The 16,047-nt window shown below is 70.3% G+C and carries 15 protein-coding genes; 6 read left to right on the plus strand and 9 right to left on the minus strand.

The annotated features are described in order from the left end of the window. Nucleotides 1–93: 93 nt before the first annotated feature. Nucleotides 94–558 carry an SRPBCC family protein gene (locus AC4IJH_RS34995; protein WP_490855995.1) on the minus strand — a complete coding sequence of 155 codons (465 nt, stop codon included), beginning with the start codon at nucleotides 556–558 and terminating at the stop codon, nucleotides 94–96. Continuing rightward, entirely contained in the window at nucleotides 546–1,445 is a 900-nt protein-coding gene (locus tag AC4IJH_RS35000) for an RNA polymerase sigma-70 factor (RefSeq protein WP_490855996.1), read from the minus strand. The genes AC4IJH_RS34995 and AC4IJH_RS35000 overlap by 13 nt, the downstream gene beginning before the upstream one ends. 579 nt (nucleotides 1,446–2,024) lie before the next feature. On the opposite strand from AC4IJH_RS35000, the gene AC4IJH_RS35005 reads away from it, so the two are divergent. After that, nucleotides 2,025–2,207, plus strand: a complete 183-nt coding sequence (locus AC4IJH_RS35005; RefSeq protein WP_490855997.1) for a hypothetical protein — start codon at nucleotides 2,025–2,027, stop codon at nucleotides 2,205–2,207. A 69-nt stretch (nucleotides 2,208–2,276) separates the two neighbouring features. Here the strand turns inward: AC4IJH_RS35005 and AC4IJH_RS35010 are convergent, their stop codons facing one another. From AC4IJH_RS35010 to AC4IJH_RS35020, 3 genes are all read right to left on the minus strand, one after another. Then, nucleotides 2,277–3,074 carry a hypothetical protein gene (locus AC4IJH_RS35010; protein ID WP_490855998.1) on the minus strand — a complete coding sequence of 266 codons (798 nt, stop codon included), beginning with the start codon at nucleotides 3,072–3,074 and terminating at the stop codon, nucleotides 2,277–2,279. A gap of 510 nt (nucleotides 3,075–3,584) precedes the next feature. Further along, nucleotides 3,585–6,236 (minus strand): MXAN_6230/SCO0854 family RING domain-containing protein, encoded by a 2,652-nt coding sequence (locus AC4IJH_RS35015; RefSeq protein ID WP_490855999.1) that lies wholly within the window; start codon nucleotides 6,234–6,236, stop codon nucleotides 3,585–3,587. 409 nt (nucleotides 6,237–6,645) lie between these two features. Beyond that, nucleotides 6,646–6,864, minus strand: a complete 219-nt coding sequence (locus AC4IJH_RS35020) for a heavy-metal-associated domain-containing protein (RefSeq protein WP_490856000.1) — start codon at nucleotides 6,862–6,864, stop codon at nucleotides 6,646–6,648. Nucleotides 6,865–6,978: 114 nt separating this feature from the next. On the opposite strand from AC4IJH_RS35020, the gene AC4IJH_RS35025 reads away from it, so the two are divergent. Continuing rightward, nucleotides 6,979–7,257 carry a hypothetical protein gene (locus AC4IJH_RS35025; protein WP_490856001.1) on the plus strand — a complete coding sequence of 93 codons (279 nt, stop codon included), beginning with the start codon at nucleotides 6,979–6,981 and terminating at the stop codon, nucleotides 7,255–7,257. A 116-nt stretch (nucleotides 7,258–7,373) separates the two neighbouring features. Here the strand turns inward: AC4IJH_RS35025 and AC4IJH_RS35030 are convergent, their stop codons facing one another. After that, nucleotides 7,374–8,099: a TetR/AcrR family transcriptional regulator gene (locus AC4IJH_RS35030; protein WP_490856002.1), complete on the minus strand. Its 726-nt coding sequence runs from the start codon at nucleotides 8,097–8,099 to the stop codon at nucleotides 7,374–7,376. Nucleotides 8,100–8,235: 136 nt separating this feature from the next. On the opposite strand from AC4IJH_RS35030, the gene AC4IJH_RS35035 reads away from it, so the two are divergent. Continuing rightward, the gene (locus AC4IJH_RS35035; protein ID WP_490856003.1) at nucleotides 8,236–9,690 is read left to right on the plus strand and encodes a serine hydrolase domain-containing protein; all 1,455 of its coding nucleotides are present in this window, start codon (nucleotides 8,236–8,238) and stop codon (nucleotides 9,688–9,690) included. Between the two features lie 157 nt (nucleotides 9,691–9,847). Here AC4IJH_RS35035 and AC4IJH_RS35040 read toward each other — a convergent pair whose 3' ends face one another. From AC4IJH_RS35040 to ligD, 3 genes are all read right to left on the minus strand, one after another. Then, the gene (locus AC4IJH_RS35040; protein WP_490856004.1) at nucleotides 9,848–11,029 is read right to left on the minus strand and encodes a multidrug effflux MFS transporter; all 1,182 of its coding nucleotides are present in this window, start codon (nucleotides 11,027–11,029) and stop codon (nucleotides 9,848–9,850) included. A gap of 256 nt (nucleotides 11,030–11,285) precedes the next feature. Then, nucleotides 11,286–11,789 (minus strand): hypothetical protein, encoded by a 504-nt coding sequence (locus tag AC4IJH_RS35045; RefSeq protein ID WP_490856005.1) that lies wholly within the window; start codon nucleotides 11,787–11,789, stop codon nucleotides 11,286–11,288. Between the two features lie 109 nt (nucleotides 11,790–11,898). After that, entirely contained in the window at nucleotides 11,899–13,743 is a 1,845-nt protein-coding gene (ligD, locus tag AC4IJH_RS35050) for a non-homologous end-joining DNA ligase (protein WP_490856006.1), read from the minus strand. A 26-nt stretch (nucleotides 13,744–13,769) separates the two neighbouring features. Here ligD and ku point away from each other — a divergent pair, with 26 nt between their 5' ends. The 3 genes from ku to AC4IJH_RS35065 all read left to right on the plus strand — a co-directional run bounded on the left by ku (nucleotide 13,770) and on the right by AC4IJH_RS35065 (nucleotide 16,017). Beyond that, nucleotides 13,770–14,831, plus strand: a complete 1,062-nt coding sequence (gene ku / locus AC4IJH_RS35055; protein WP_490856007.1) for a non-homologous end joining protein Ku — start codon at nucleotides 13,770–13,772, stop codon at nucleotides 14,829–14,831. 384 nt (nucleotides 14,832–15,215) lie between these two features. Further along, nucleotides 15,216–15,590 carry a helix-turn-helix transcriptional regulator gene (locus tag AC4IJH_RS35060; RefSeq protein WP_490856026.1) on the plus strand — a complete coding sequence of 125 codons (375 nt, stop codon included), beginning with the start codon at nucleotides 15,216–15,218 and terminating at the stop codon, nucleotides 15,588–15,590. A gap of 10 nt (nucleotides 15,591–15,600) precedes the next feature. After that, on the plus strand, nucleotides 15,601–16,017 hold the full coding sequence (locus AC4IJH_RS35065; RefSeq protein ID WP_490856008.1) for a VOC family protein: 417 nt from the start codon (nucleotides 15,601–15,603) through the stop codon (nucleotides 16,015–16,017). The last annotated feature ends 30 nt before the right edge of the window (nucleotides 16,018–16,047 follow it).

Below are 16,047 nucleotides of genomic sequence, written 5' to 3' on the forward strand. Positions count from 1 at the left end.
CCCCCCCCCCCCCCCCCCCCCCCCCGGCTCGTACGGCCGCTCTCGCCGCGGGCGGTTACCGAGGCGCGTCGCCGTCCGCCGCCTGCGCGGTTGTCATGCTCGGCGCCGATTCGAGGGTTGGGCCAACGCAGCCTCGGCGGCGGCGAGGATGCTGCCGAAGGAGCTGGTGATCATCCGCGGTGCGAGGTGCCGGGTGAGGAAGGCACCGACCAGCGGGGCGCGCATCTCCGCGCGGGTGGTCCAGTTCACCAGGGTGCCGCCGTCGACCTCGGTGAACGTCATACGGCCGAGTTCGTGCCGGGACGGCGGCAGGCTGCGCTCGACGACGTACTCGGTGGAGTACGGCGGGTCGTAGTGAGTGACGCGCTCCCGCAGCCAGCCGATCATCCAGAGGTGACTGCGCACCGCGCCGACACCGTAGGGCGCCGTCTCGCCGCGCCGGGTCAGCCGGCAGCGCAGTACCAGGGGCGAGCGCGTGTAGTTGGAGGTCGTGGTGAGCCAGGCGAACACCTCGTCGATGGGGGCGTTGATGGTGCGCTCGACGGTCATGGTTTCCATGGCAGATGCTCTCCTCGGTCCAGTGGGCGCACGGTCTCGGAGCGGTGCAGCTTGTCCGGGTTGCGAATGGCGTACAGGCCGGTGATCTGTCCGTCGTGGATCTCGAAGGCGAGCAGCCAGTCGAGTTCACCGTCGGTGATGCAGCGTGCCGCGGGCATGCCGTTGTAGGTGGCGTGCTCGATGTGGGTCGTCGCGTTGAAGGTAGTACGAGCCACGCCGAGGATGAACCGGGCGACCTCCTCGCGCCCGGTGATCGGGCGGCGGGCGGTGACCACTTTCCCGCCCCCGTCGGCGAGCTGTACGACATCGGGCGCCAACAGATCCATCAACGACTGGACTTCGCCGGTCGCCGTCGCGTGCAGGAAGCGCTGGACGATCTCTTGGCCGGCCTCGGAGTCGGGCTCGAAACGGCGACGGCGCGCATGGACGTGCCGACGCGCGCGGTGGGCGATCTGCCGGACACTGACCTCGGTCTTGCCGACCGAGGCGGCGATCTCGCCGTGGGAGTAGCCGAACACGTCGTGCAGCACGAACACCGCGCGCTCGGTGGGGTTCAGCGTCTCCAGGACGAGCATCATGGCCATCGACACCGACTCGGCCAGGATCGCGTCCTCGCTCACGTCGGGCGTGGTGCGGATGGGCTCGGGCAGCCAGGTGCCGACGTACTCCTCGCGCCGCGCCTTGACCGCGCGCAGGTGATTGAGGGCCTGCCGGGTCACCAGACGGACCAGGTAGGCGCGCGGATGCTCGACCGTGGACTGATCGACCGCGCTCCACCGCAGGTAGCTCTCCTGCAGTACGTCCTCGGCGTCGGCGGCGCTGCCCAGCATCTCGTACGCGATGGTGAACAGCAGCGGACGATGCTCGGTAAAGGCGTCCTCAGCCATGCTCCGCCCCCACCCCGACCATGCGTCGGCACCCTGTCATCACACCCGGCTCCTCTCTTCGGCTGCCCATCGGGACACTTCGGACCAGCGATCCGTGACAGTCCATCGTGGTGATTCAGTTCACAACTCAGGACAGTTGAAGCCCGGGCTTCGATCACGGCAGGTCAGAGGCATCAAAACATGCAGGTCAAGAGGCAGAGAGGCCCGGCCGCTCAGCGAAGCGTTCCGTGCCTCTGCCGAGCCTTCCGAGGCACCGCGCTGGATTCGCGCCGGCTCCCGAAGGGATCGATTTCCCCGGTTGAACAGCCGCTGCAGCAGTGCTGATTCCTGGTCTCACCCATGAGCATCCGGCGCGACTTTCGCCGTCGGCGATGTGGAGCGGGCCGGTCAGGAGGCGCCGGGGTTCCGTGATGACCCGCCGTTTCGCAAGGTGATCAAGGTAACTCGTCTCCCGTGGGCGGGAAGGGACGCCAAGCAGCGCGCTATGAGACGTTTTGAGTGGCAGGGGCGAGGACACGCCTCTCACGTGGAGCTGGACGAAAAGGGGTGCGGAGCGTGCGGACATGGAGCACGGCTGATATGAACATGGCGATGGAACTCGGCTTCAAGGTGGCGCGGCGGGGATACGACCCGGGGCAGGTCAACGCATACATCAGGAGCCAGTCCGAGGGGCAGCCGGCGGATCCGCCCTCGTTCGATCTGGTGAGGCGGGGCTATGACCGCGCACAGGTCGATGCGTACATCAAAGGCCTGCGGAGATAGCCGTGCATGCTGCCGGGCCCGTCGTATGCGCGGGCCCGGCAGAGGGTGCCGAGAGTTCGGCGCGGATCGTTACGGCCGGACGTCGACGGGCCTTTCGGTGCGCAGGTCGTTGACGAAGCCGTCCTTGACCACGCGCACCCAATAGGAGTGCGTGCGGACGTGCGCGGGGATGTCGGCGCTGCGTTCCAGCTTGCGGTCCATCGAGGTGGCGCCGCCCTGGACGTCCCGCTGGAACGTGTAGGGGTCCCACAGCCCGAGCTCGCTGATGTAGAACGGCTTGCGTTCCATCAGCATGACCTGGTCCGGACTGCCCTGTGTGGGCTCCCAGTTGACGCGGACGGTGCCCGCGTCGAGGCGGTCGACCGACTTGATCGCCGGCGCCTTCGGGATCACGGAGGAGGCGGCAGGCTTGAGGCCGTTGCTGCGGATCGTCCGCGGCACCCACTTCTCGTAGCCGTCCGGGTTGTCCAGCTTTCCCGTGACACGCAGCTCCGTGGGGGCCTGAGTCTGCCCGCCCGCGCATGCGTCGACCTGGGCGACCTTGTGCCAGCCGGAGGAGATCCTGACGTCGTCTTCCTTCTGGAGCTTCAGCTCGCGGGCTGTGCCGTTGAAGACCCCGCTCACGGAATAGACGTAGCGGGAGTCGTGGTCACGGACGACCTGGTAGCTGCACCGGTCCACGGCCGCGGCGCGCGCGTCGACCGCCGAACGGGGCGACGGCGCGGTGCCGGACGGTGCGGAGGCGGAGGTGAGAGTGGGGGCGGCGTCGGGGGTCGACGAAGTCGCGGTGGCGACGCCTGTACCTGCGGCAAGGGCTCCAAGACTCAGCGCGCACACGGCGATTCCGGCGGCGGTACGAGACGGCATGCATCCTCCGGTGGCATCTCACGGTTAACGATCAAGACCGGACGCTACCGGCAATGGATAGTCAATAGGAAGTCATGAACTGGCAAAGCGGCGGGTTTGCGTCAACTCCCTTCAATTGATGTCCGAGATGGGTCGGCGGCGATGGCTTTGGCAATGGCGAGGAGCCGCGCTGCCGGGGCGGCGCTCAGGCGCCGGTGCTGCTCGGTTAGCGGCAGGCGCGTGTGCGCCTGGCTCCCCGTGACCCACTGGATCGGTCACCCCCCGGCCCCTGCACCAGTTCCTGCCACTTTCAACACTGATGCGCTTTCCGGGAGTTGGCGGGACCCCACCCGTCCTGCTGCACAGCGGCCACATCCCGCCGGACGACCGGTCATCACGCCGGACGACCGGTCCTGTGATGCGCCGCGCCAGTGCCGGGGCACCGATTCGGGGGCGAGTTCCGCCTCGGACGGTACGACCGGCCCCACCAATGCCCGACGCTCCACCGCGGGATTGCGGCATCTCCGCGCACTACACGTCAGGGCTGAGCGAGGTCACGAGGTCGGAGGCGGCCAGCAGACGGACCGTCCTGGCATCCAGGCCGGACGAGTGCAGGGCGAACACCTCGGCCTGCCGGGGGAGTACGAGGTCGCCGCGCAGCAGGTACGCCAACTGGGCCTGGGCCGGGTCCGGGGCGGGCCCGCTGTCGGTGGCCGGAGTGCCGATCCGGCCGGCGAACGCCGCGGCGTCCTCTTCCTCGCGGCGCCGGTAGGCGCTCACCGACCCGTCGTGGTGACGTACCAGGACGGTGGCGGCGCGGGCAGCGGCCTGCCAGGTGGCCAGTTCGCCGAGGCCGACCCGGGCGCCGGAGGCGAACAGCCCCGTCAGACCACGGCCGAGGAGGGCCAGGTCCTCCGCGTGGCGGTGCACGGCGTGGTGGGTGCCGGTGACGCCCTTGACGACGTCGAGCCAGCGCATCGTACGGCCCGAGACGTCGAGCACCATCGGGACCGCGGCGCGCGCCCGGCCCGTCAGATCGAAGCGCTGCTCGACCTGGCGCGGATCGAACGCCGCTCCTTCGCTGCCGGGCCGGTCACGGACCATGAGTCCGGCGAACGCTTCGTCGAGGTCCTCGAAGGCGACGTTGTTGAACGAGAAGACGACGGCCACTACGTACCGCACGCGTTTGGCGTTCAGCTTGTCCAGGTCGAGGTCGACGAATTCGGACGCGCCGCGCGGAGCCGGTGCGCTCGTCAGGTCGCCCGAGTGCACCGCGGCGTCCCGGCGGTAGCGCAGGTGGGTGTAGTCACAGGTGCCGATCTGCTGCCAGTCCGCGGTGAACATCGCCGTGGACAGGTCCAGGTCGGTGCGGCCGGAGGTCTCGCTCTCCATCCAGTGCAGGAACAGACGGATCGTCCTGCCCTCGGGGATCGCCAGTTCGCTGCCGCGCGGCAGCGTCACCAGGGAACGCGAGGCGGTCCGCTCCGCGAACGGAGCGACGACACCGTCCAGGGCAGCGTCGATGACCGCGACGCCCACCGGCGGCCGGGTGCCCGCACGGCGCAGGACCTCACCGGTCAGAACGGTCACCGCACGGTCGACGACGCCGGCCGGCAGCGGTGCGCGCTCGTCCGCCGTGATGTGTGCCTTCGCGTTGCCGCCCTTGGGGAAGAACACGCGGTCGTGTCCCGGGGCGGTACGGGTACGGATCTCGCCGAGCGTCGAGAGCAGCACCGGTGCGGACACCCGCGGCACGGCCTTCTCCAGCGCGGCCAGCACCGCCTCGCTGCTGCCCTGATCCGTGCCGTCCTGATTCGCGCCGTCCTGGTCCGTGCCGTCCTGGTCCGCCAGACGCAGCAAGTGGTCCAGGCGGCGCAGCAGTTCGCCGGGGCGCTGGGAGAGCAGCGTCACGGCGGTGGCAATGTCCGCTGCGGCGAGGGCGGTCTCGACCCGGCCGGGCCAGTGCGGCAGGCGGACCTTCTCACCGGAGACATCGGCGTTCGGCACCTGCTGTGCTGTTGCCCGCAGTTGTGCGGACAGGCTGTCGTCGGTGAGCCGGACCTCGCGCAGCGCTGCGACGGCGAGGGTTGCCCGCGGGTAGCGGTCGGCGTACTCGAAGGGGTGCAGCCGCTCGGCGGCGTGCTTCCACGCCATCTCATGGCGCCGCATGTCCTCGATGACCAGGGAGGGTTCGAGCCGGTCGAGTACGGACAGCAGAGCGCGGCGCAGCGGGCGCGGCACCTTGGTGAAACGCGGCACGGTGACCAGACCGGCGTCCCCGCCGGAGCGCACCACGAGCAGGCGCAGCACATCGGTCGCCGTATTCACCAGGCCGTCGGCGGCAGGGAGCGTCACGTCGTACGCCGCCGGGTCGGCGAGCAGCCACGCCAGGACACGCGCCTTGGTCTCACGGCCCGGGATGGTGCGCGGCAGCCAGGACAGGGCGGCACGGTCCCGGGTCTCCAGGAGGGTTTCGAGGTCGTCGGTGTCCTGCGGGCTCAGCGCGCCGGAGCGGGCCAGCAGGGTGTCCAGCTCACGCCCGGCATCGGCGGTACGGGTGGTGAGGTCGCCGCCGTACGTGAGAACCCTCAGCCGCTCCGGCAGGGCCCGGCCGGAGCGGGCGGGGGCGCGCGGCGGCTGCGGGCGCAGGAACGGTTCATCGGCGTCGAGGCGACGGTGGCACACCGGACAGGCGGAGAAGTCCGCACCGTCGAAGCAGGCGCGGCACACCAGGTGCGCGCACGGCGAGACGGCGTGCACGGTGCCGTCCGTACCGCACAGGACGCACGGCTGCTCCGGCGCCTGGAACAGGAGTGTCAGCACACGGTCGACATAGAAGGACAGGGTGTCGGTGGGCGTGCTGGCGGGGAAGTTACGGAAGAGCGGGGTGTGGTCGATGTCGGCGCCCAGGGCGTGGTCGATGTCCGCCAGCAGAGCGCGACCTTGGACGGCCAGCGCTCCGGCTTTGAGCGCGGCGAAGGCCTGCCGCAGCTCGGCCGCCAGCAGATAGCCGCGCTCCAGGAGATCGGCTTCCAGCAGTGAGACCCCGGCGAGGCCGTCCACCGTCGGTTGCGTGCCGGACGTGGTGGGGACGGGGAGGTAGACGGCTCCACGACGGGACAGCAGCACGGCGGTCAGGCTGCGGCGGCTGTCGGTACCGGTGGTGATGGTCGTGGTCGTCATGGCTGTTCCTCCCCTCCCCGGCGAAAGCGCCGGGGCCGACGCGGCACCGGCCGGTCGGGCCGGTGCCGCGCGAATTCCTTGAAAGCGAGCGCGAGGTGAGCCGGGTCATTTCCGTAAAGCGAGACTCGCAGCCATCTCAGCGCCGCACCGCGCCGAACGTATCAAGCCGACGAAGTCCGCTGCACCTGCGTTGTGTTGCCTCGGAGGAACGCGCTCACCTGCGCCAACGCCCCTTGAGGAACCGCCTTCCGGTGGTCAGCGCACACCAGCACTGATCCGAGGCTCAAGTAGGTGCGGGGCGGAAAGGGAACGCGCTCGTTTCAGTGAGAGGAAAGAGAAGGAAGCACGTTACGGAGCCGCCCCGCGTCGCACACATTAGCAACCATGAGATAGCCGGCGCGCCGGATTATTACTTCCGTTCAGCGGGGGCCAGTTCATAACCGGCCGCCTCGACCGCTTCGCGCACGGCCACGACGTCGAGAGCCCTGTCGCTGGTCACGGTGACCGTGTCGTGGTCGACGTCCATGGCCACGCCGGTGACGCTGGCCAGGCGCTCGAGTTCCTTGGTGACGAAGCCTGCGCAGTGCCCGCAGGCCATGCCTTTCACCGTGTACGTGCTCTCGGTCATGCCGATGACTCCAGGCGCCCGGTCTGCATCGTGTCGGGATCGGAATCGGGATCGAGGAATCTCTTACAGGCTGTCAAATTTGCAGGACCCGGAAGATTTAACAAGGTGTAAGAGTTGACTTCGCCTCAGGTTCCACGCCGTCGCGCCGACGCCCAGCGCAGCAGGGCACGCATCCTGGATGCCGCGCTCCGGCTGCTGAACACGCACCCCGACGCGAGCGTCGAAGGCACCCTTTCGCCGGACTGGCTGGTAGCCGTCACCGCCACACTCGGCCACGCCGCGAGCGACGAGGTCGAAGCGGGCCGTATGTCCGACACAGAGGCAGCGCACGCCCTCCGCACCAGCCTGTTCCGCGTGCTGGGTGCGGCCGCGCCCGCACCCCCCGCCCTGTAACCTGCGCCTTTGCAAAGGAAGCCCGCGCCCTGAGCGGGCCTGTCGAAGTCCGGCGCGCTTCCGGACCCCGTAAGGGGCGCGGGGCTGTGCCGATATGCGGCCGCAGGCGCGTCGGCTCAGGCCTCGAGCCGGGCCGCCAGTCCGTCGAGGACCCGGTCGAGTCCGTACGCGAAGTCGGCGTCGCGGATCTGCTGCGGGTGTACGTCCTGGCGGGCGGAGCTTCCCTCGCGCAGGCGCGGGTGTTCCTGCGAGGCGTCGTCGAAGGCTGCCCGCAGGTGGGCCACCCACTCCTGCTCGGTCATGCCGCTGCGGGCGATCTGCGAGAGGTAGGCGGCTTCGGAGGTCGCGATCCCGATGACGTACGCCATGAGCGTGCCCACGGCCTGGTCCTTCTCGTCCGTGGAGAAGCCCGCCGCCTCGAACTGCGCGAGCAGTCCCGACGTCGCCCGCATGGCGTTCGGGCCGATGTGGACGAGGCCCACCTGGCCCAGCTCGGGTGCGATCCAGGGGTGCCGCAGGGCCATCGCCCGCAGGTCGGCCGCGCTCCGGGCGACGGCCGCGCGCCACTGGGTGCGGTCGGTGGCGGCCGGTACCTCCAGCTCTCCGTAGATGTCGTCCACGACCAGCTCGATCAGCTCGTCCTTGTTGGACACGTGCCGGTAGAGGGAGGTGGCCGCCGCGTTCAGGCGCGTGCCGAGCTTGCGCATGCTGAGCGCCTCGACACCCTCCGCGTCCAGCAGCTCGATCGCCGCGGCCACGATCTGCTCGCGGGTCAGCTGCTCCCGCTGCGGGCGGCGCGGGCGGGTCCACACCGATGCGATCGGCTTCTCGTCGGCTGGCATGCGTCCCTCATCCCTGTTCGTCCCGTTGTTTCGCCCCCACGGTAGCGCACGCTGTACGCACCTTGCGTACAGCGTTCTCTCGTGCGTACAGTGTTCGCATCGAGAGAACGCCGTACGCATCGGGTGGGAGACTGGCATGTCGAAGAGCGTGAGCTGGGACGAGCGGGGCAACTGGGGCGCCAACGGCGAGTGGGGGACCCGGAATTCGGCGGGACGGAAGCTGGACCTCGCCCACTGGCAGGCCCGCCTCGACGAACTGCGCGCCCAGCACCACGTCCCGGGGGCGTCCCTCGCGCTCCTCGTCGACGGGACGGTGCATGAACTGGCCAGCGGCGTACTGCACCGCGGCACCGGCGTGGAGGCGACGACCGACTCGGTCTTCCAGATGGGCTCGATAGCCAAGATCTACACCGCCACCCTGATCATGCAGCTCGCCGAATCGGGCCAACTGGACCTGGACGCACCGGTCGTGGACGTACTGCCGGAGTTCTCGGTCGCCGACCCCGAGGCGACCAGGGCGATCACCACGCGCCGGTTGCTCAGCCACACCAGCGGCCTCACCTGCGACTTCACCCATGACAGCGGGCGCGGGGACGACTGCCTGGCGAAGTACGTCGAGGCCGCCAAGGACGTGGCGCTCGACTGCCCGCCCGGCGAGGCGATCTCGTACAGCAGCGTCGGCTACAACCTGCTCGGCCGGATCATCGAGGTGGTGACCGGCAAGGTCTGGGACGAGGCGCTCAAGGACCTGCTCCTGACCCCGCTCGGCCTCACGCACACCATGACGCTGCCCGAGGAGGCGCTGCGCTTCCGTGCGGCGATGAGCCACCTGGGCGAGCCGGGCCAGGACCCGGACCCGGCGCCGTCCTGGGACCTGATGCCGCGCTCGGCGGGCCCGTACGGCAGGGTCATCGCCACCGCCGGGGACCTCGCGCGGCTCGCGCGGATGCACCTCAACGGCGGTGTGGCGGAGGACGGGACCCGGGTGCTCTCCGAGGAGACGATCGCGCTGATGCAGCGGCGCGTGGTCGACTGCCCCGACAAGTGGACGGTCAGCTCGGACGGTTGGGGCCTGGGCTGGACCCTGTACGACTGGAACGGGGTCCGGGGCTACGGCCACGACGGCGCCTCCATCGGGCAGTACGGCTACCTGCGCGTGGTGCCGTCGGCGGGCGTCGCGGTCGCGCTGCTCACCAACGGCGGCGGTGCGCGTGAGGTGTACGCGGCGCTCTACCGCGAACTCCTCGCCGAGCTGGCCGACGTGACGATGCCGGAGCCTTTCGCCCCGGCGGCCCAGCCGCCCGTGGTCGACTTCGCGCCGCTCGTCGGCACCTACCGGCGCGCGGGCGTGGTCATCACCGTGACCGAGAAGGACGGTGCGGGGCACATGGTGTACGAGTTCGTCGACGGCATGAAGGACTTCTCCGAGCCTCTGCAGATCGAGCTGCTGCCGGTGACGGAGACGGTCTTCGCCGGTACGGGGGTGGGCGCGGCGTTCAGCGAGGACTACATGCCCGTGGTCTTCGCCACGCTGCGGGACGGCACGGGGTGCGTGTACGTCGGGATGCGCTGCGGGCCCAAGGTCGCGTAGCGCAGAGCCCGGATTCACGGGACCCCGGGGGCGCTGTCCCCGGGGTCCCGTTGCGGCGCATCGGAGGTCTGCGGGCGAGCGGCGGATGTGCGGCAGGGCCTTCTGTGCAGTCCCTAGGAGCGGCCCACGTGACCCCGCAGCTTCGTCGAACGGCCGCTCAGGCGACGGCGGTTGGGGCGGTGGTCCTGGTCAGGCGCAGGGCGGCGAGGGCGAGCAGGGCTGCGGCGGTCATGCCCGCGAACATCGGGACGGCGGTGTGCTCCCCGCCGAGGCCGACCAGCGGAGCGGCCAGCGCGCTCAGCAGGCTCTGGGCGGTGCCGAGTACGGCGGAGCCGGTGCCGGCGGCCTGCGGGACACGCTCCAGGGCGAGCGCGGCCGCATTGATGCTGACCGGACTGATGCCGACGAACGCGGCGTAGAGCAGGACCAGAACCACGGCCAGGTTGAGCCGGTCGGCCAGGGCGAGGGCGCACAGGGCGGCGGAGCAGACCAGCATCACGCCCAGGCCGGTGCGCAGCAGCGAGGCAGGGCTGAAGCGGCCGACGAGCTTGGTGACGGCGATACCGGCCAGGACGCTGACGATGCCGACGGAGGCGAAGGCGGCCGAGGTCTGGCCGACGCTCAGGCCCAGGAGGTTCTGGAAGAGGAAGGAGGCGCCGCCCAGGTAGCAGAAGAGGACGGCCAGGGCCATGCCGAAGCAGAGCGTATGGCCGAGATAGGAGCGGTTGCCCAGGACTTCGCGTACGGCGCGTGCGGTGTCCGCGATACCGTCGCGGTGGCGGCGCTCGGGCGGCAGGCTCTCGGGGACGGCGACGACCGCGGCGACCAGGGCCAGGAGCGAGGCGGCCGACAGCGCCCAGAAGACGGCACGCCAGTCGGCGGCTTCGATGACGGCGCCGCCCACGACGGGCGCGATGACCGGTGCGATGCCCATGAGGGTCATCAGGACGCCGAGGAGCTTCGCCGCTTTGTCGCCCTTGGCGACGTCGGAGATGACGGCACGGCCGATGACCACGCCCGCGGCTCCGCTGAAGCCCTGGAAGAACCGGAGTACGGTCAGCCAGCCCAGCGAAGGGGCGAGCGCGCACAGGCCGGTGGCTATCACACAGGCGGTCCCGCCGATCAGGATCGGGGCGCGGCGCCCGAAGCGGTCGGAGAGCGGGCCGAGGAGCAACTGGCCCAGGCCCATGCCGATCAGGAAGGCCGTGAGCGTGAGCTGGACGCCTGAGGCGTCGGTGTGCAGATCACTCGTCATCTGCGGGAAGGCGGGCAAGTACATGTCCGTGGCCAGGGGCATCACGAACGCGAGCAGCACCAGGGCCGCTGTCATCACAGGCATCCAAGAACTCCGTACGAAAGAGCAGATCGGGCAGCAGCCGTATGGCCCGGTGACCGCCCAGGGACGGGAGCTGTTGCCCGGGCCCGTGATCTGTCGCTGTTGCCGGTCTTGACCGTAGGAAGCGGCCTGTACTGCCGCGTCGGTCCGGAGACCGGAACGACATGCTCCGAATGTCCTAGGCGAGATGACGCAGGACGGTTGGTCCTCACGCGCGCTCAGGTCGGAACGGGTTCTGTACCGGTGCGCCCGGAAGAGTTCAGCGCCTCGCTGCGGGTCGGCCGCATGCGTGGCCGCTGTCGGATGCTGAGGCGATGTCCAGGAGGGGGTCCCCGTTCTCAGGGGTGCCGAAGACGAAGATCACTCCTGACGGGGTGGTGCGGATCGCGCACTGGTCCTCGAAGGTCAGGGGCGCGAAGGTTTCCCACCGGCAGTCGGCGGCCGCCAGTGCGTCGAGGACGCGGGCGTAGGTCGGTTCTCCGGTGAACGACTGCGTACGGCCCGGCTCCAGCGCAGGCATCTCCAGCGTGGCCGTGCCGGTCTGGAGGTGGACCGCTTCGATCCGTCGGCAAAAAGACTGGCAGGTGCCGATCTCCAGACCGCCGTACGCGTACAGGTACGGACGGCCGTCACTGCCGAGCGACGAGCCCTCCGCCCACGGCGGCCCCAGCACCTCGATCACCTCGTCCAACTGGACGCCGCAACGCACGGGACCGATACCGCCGGTGCGCGCGAAGTCGGCGAGAACTTCCATGATGGACATCCGGCGGATCCTGCCACAGGGCTGTCCGCTTGATCCAGCGGATTGGTCGAGGCGCTGCGAGGGCGAGCGTGTGCCCCTCGACGGGGACTGCCGGTTCTGGCGTGGGCTGTCAGTCGCCACGCAGCCGTACGAAGCGCGCGGTGCGGTGTCGTTCGGTGCCGACCCGGAGTTCGACGCGCAGGGTGGTGTCGGGCTGTACGGGGTGGAGAGGGCCGGCGTCGGGGTCGAGGACTGGTGTGCCGAGGTGTCCGTCCAGGGCGGCGGCGAGTTGGCGGGCGTGGGCGGGGGAGAGCTGGGGGGAGGTCACGGCGCGGGTGCCGTCGTCGAGTTCGACGAGCAGGGCGTGCGGGCGGCGGGGGGTGCCGGTGATGCCCAGGAGGCGGGCGTCGGTGGTGTCGCTGTGGCGGATCTTGAGCCAGCCGGCGCGGGGGGAGTAGGGCGTGGCCAGGCCCTTGCAGACCAGGCCCTCCACGCCGACGGAGGTGAGGGTGTCGTACCAGATGAGGGCCTGGTCGCGGTCGAGGGTGGCCATGACGGGCTGGATGGGCGGGCCGATGCCGTCGAGCCGGTCGAGCAGGTACTGCCAGCGGTGGGAGAGCGGATGGGTGCGCACGTCCTGGCCGGGCAGGGCCAGGACGTCGAAGGCGGCGTAGGTCAGCGGGACGCGGTCGCGGGCGCGGGCGGCCGGCAGGCGCAGCAGTTGCGAGAAGACGAGACGGCCGTCGGTCCAGGCGCAGATTTCGCCGTCCAGGACCAGGCCGGCCGGGAGTTGGGCGATGGCCTGGGCCAGGGAGGGGAATTCGGGGGCGAGGTCGCGGCCGGAGCGGGACTGCAGGACGGGGTTGCGGCCGTAGCCGAGGGCGAAGGCGATGGCGCGGAAGCCGTCCAGCTTCACGGAGTACTGGACCCCGCCGGGCAGGGCGTCGGCGGCCGGGATGGTGCCGGTCCGTTGGGGCCGCACCACGTCCACGGGCGGGTCCAGCACCACCTTGGGCCGGGCCGGCGTCGGCGGTGTGCCGGGTGCGGCGCTGCGGCGCGGTCGCTGCGGGGAGGCCGCCGGTGGCGGGGTGTCGGGAAGGGGGCGGGCGTTGTGGGGGTCCAGGAGCGGGGCGAGCAGGTCGCCGTCCTCCTCGACGCGGGCGGGCACGTCGTCCAGGGTGAAGCGCAGGTGCCCGGGCTCGAAGGCGGCTTCGACCTCGTCCCAGCTCAGCGGCGTGGAGACGGTGGGCTCCTCGCGCAGGCGCAGGGTGTACGGGGCCGCGGTGGTCTTCTTCGGCGAGTTCTGGGACCAGTCGATGAAGACCTTGCCGACGCGCTGGGCCTTGGCCATGGTCGTCACCACCCGCTCGGGCTGCCGGGCGGCGAGGTCGGCGGCGATGGCCTTGGCGTAGGCGGTGGCCGCCTCGGGGGCGGTGGGCTCCAGTGGTACGTACAGGTGCAGGCCCTTGGAGCCGCTGGTCTTGACCCAGGCGGTGAGCTGGTCCTGGGCGAGGCGTTCGCGCAGGCGCAGCGCCACGAAGCAGCAGTCGACCACGGTCCGGCCCTCGCCCGGGTCCAGGTCCAGGACCAGGCGGTCCACGGTCTCCGGGGCCTGGGTCGTCCACTGGGGGACGTGGATCTCCAGGCAGCCGAGGTTGGCGGCCCACAGCAGGCTCGGCAGGTCCTGGAGCAGCACCTGCTCGGCGTCGGTGCCGCTCTTGCGGGGTACGGAGGCGCGCTGCACCCACTGCGGTGTCCCGGCCGGTGGGGCCTTGGCGAACCACTGCTGTCCGTCCACGCCCTCGGGGGCGCGGAGGAAGGAGGCCGGGCGGTTGTGGACGTGGGGGAGCAGGGCGGGGGCGATGAGCGTGCAGTAGCGGATGACCTCGGCTTTTGTGGTGCCGGTGGCCGGATAAAGGACACGCTCCAGATGGGTCAGGCGGACTGGGCGGCCCTCGATCTCCATCGTCGGCATATCATGAAGAATCCCACATTTAGGACATGGCTATGCGATCTACATGGTCCGGCGCCCTGGGCTTCGGCCTCGTGTCCATCCCGGTCAAGATGGGCAAGGCCGTCGAGGACAAGAGCGTCTCCTTCCGGCAGGTCCATGCCGAGGACGGCGGCCGCGTCAAGTACGTCAAGGTCTGCGCCGAGGACGGCAAGGAACTCGTCTCCGGCGAGATCATCAAGGCGTACGAGGCCGATCCCGACACCCTCGTGCCCCTGGAGGACTCCGAGCTTCGGGCCCTGCCGCTGCCCACCGAGAAGACCATGGAGATCTCGGGGATGATCGCCGTGGCGGCCATCGACGAGCTGCAGCTGGGCGACCCGTACTACCTGGCGCCCAGCAACGCGGTCGCCAACAAGCCGTACGTCCTGCTGCGCGAGGCCCTCGCCCGCTCGGGGCGGGCGGCGGTGGGCAAGTTCGCCGCCCGCGGCCGCGAGCGCCTCGTGGTGATCCATCCGCATGGCGAGGTGCTGCTGGCCCGTGTGCTGCACTGGCCCGATGAGATCCGTTCCGCCGACGGCATCGCCCCCTCCGGCCGTATCAAGATCACCGAGGAGGAGCTGGACCGGGCGGACGACCTCATCCAGGCCATGGGCGAGGCCGACCTGGACAGCTACCACGACGAGTACCGCGAGGCCCTCGAGCAGCTGGTGGCCGCCAAGCTGCAATCCGGCGGCGTACCCCGGGCCGAGGACGGGACGGCGGAGCCGGCACCGGTGATCGACCTGCTCGCCGCCCTGGAAGCCAGCATCGAGGCCACCGGCCGCCGTACCGGTACCAGGACCGGGGCGAAGAAGACCGCCAAGCGCACCCCGAAGAAGACCGCCAGCGCCACCACCGGCCACGGCGCCCGCAAATCCACCGCCAAGCGGCACCTCGCCGCCGTCCCGGAAAGCTCCGGCTCGGGCAAATCCACCGGCACGAAGAAGTCCACCGCCACCACGGCCAAGAAGACCTCGGCCGCAAAGACGGCGTCCAAGAAAACCACGGCGAAGAAGACCACCGCGAAGAAGCCGACCGGCACCAAGAGTGCCGCCAGGAAGACGGGCTGAGGCGGGCCGGAACCGGATCCCGGTCCATGCGGACGGCAGCCGCCGTCAGGACGACGGGAGGTCACGGACGCTGACGTCTGCGCACAGGCCGACGCAGGGCATACCTGATGCGCCACCACAGTCTTCGCACACGAGGTGTACCGGTGGAGTAGTCGGCCTGTGCCCACCCGCTGCGTACGCGGCGTCCGATGGGGCGGCCCTCGCGCGGATAGCGCTCATCTGCTTTTCCGGCCATGAGCCCTCCTCCAGAGCGTGAGACCCACAGCTCGCCATCGTTCCACCGGCCGGGGCGCATCAGCCCGCCGGTGCCGGCCGGGGCTGTGGGATCGTGGTGGGGTGACGTCGTTGGAGGATCTTGTTCGGTTGCGGCGGGCCCGGGACCTGATGGATCGGGAGTATGCGGAGCCGCTCGATGTGCCTGCGCTGGCGCGGGCTGCGCTGATGTCGCCGGGGCATTTCTCGCGCAGCTTTCGCGCCGCGTACGGGGAGACGCCGTACAGCTACCTGATGACGCGGCGGATCGAGCGGGCCAAGGCGCTGCTGCGGCGGGGGGACCTGACGGTGACGGAGGTCTGCTTCGCGGTGGGCTGTACGTCGCTGGGATCGTTCAGCTCGCGGTTCACCGAGCTGGTGGGGGAGAGCCCGAGCGCGTACCGGGCCCGCAGCCACGACGAGGGCGCCGCCATCCCGGCCTGCGTCGCCAAGGTCTATACGCGACCGGTCAGGAATGGAGAAGCGAAACCCGAGGCCCGCCCATAGCGTGGAACGCATGGACATCAAGCTTTCAAGTTGCTTCATCGCCGTCGACGACCACGACAAGGCGCTCGCCTTCTACCGGGACGCTCTCGGGCTGGAAGTGCGCAACGACGTCAGTTTCGAGGGGATGCGCTGGGTGACCGTCGGCCCGCCGTCGCAGCCCGACGTGAACATCGTCCTCGAACCGCCCCTCGCCGACCCGAACGCCTCGCCCGCCGACCGGCAGGTCATGGCGGAACTCCTTGCCAAGGGCCTGCTGCGCGGCGTCATCTTCCAGACCGACGACGTCGACGCGACCTTCGAGCGCATCCGGGCCGCGGGCGGCGAGGTGCTGCAGGAGCCGGTCGACCAGCCGTACGGCGTCCGCGACTGCGCCTTCCGCGACCCCTCGGGCAACATGCTGCGCTTCAACCAGCCCCGCGGGCAGTGAGCTCCGGTTCCGCACGGTCCGAAGCGGCCT

It is taken from the genome of Streptomyces sp. UF-297 (genome assembly GCF_058245575.1).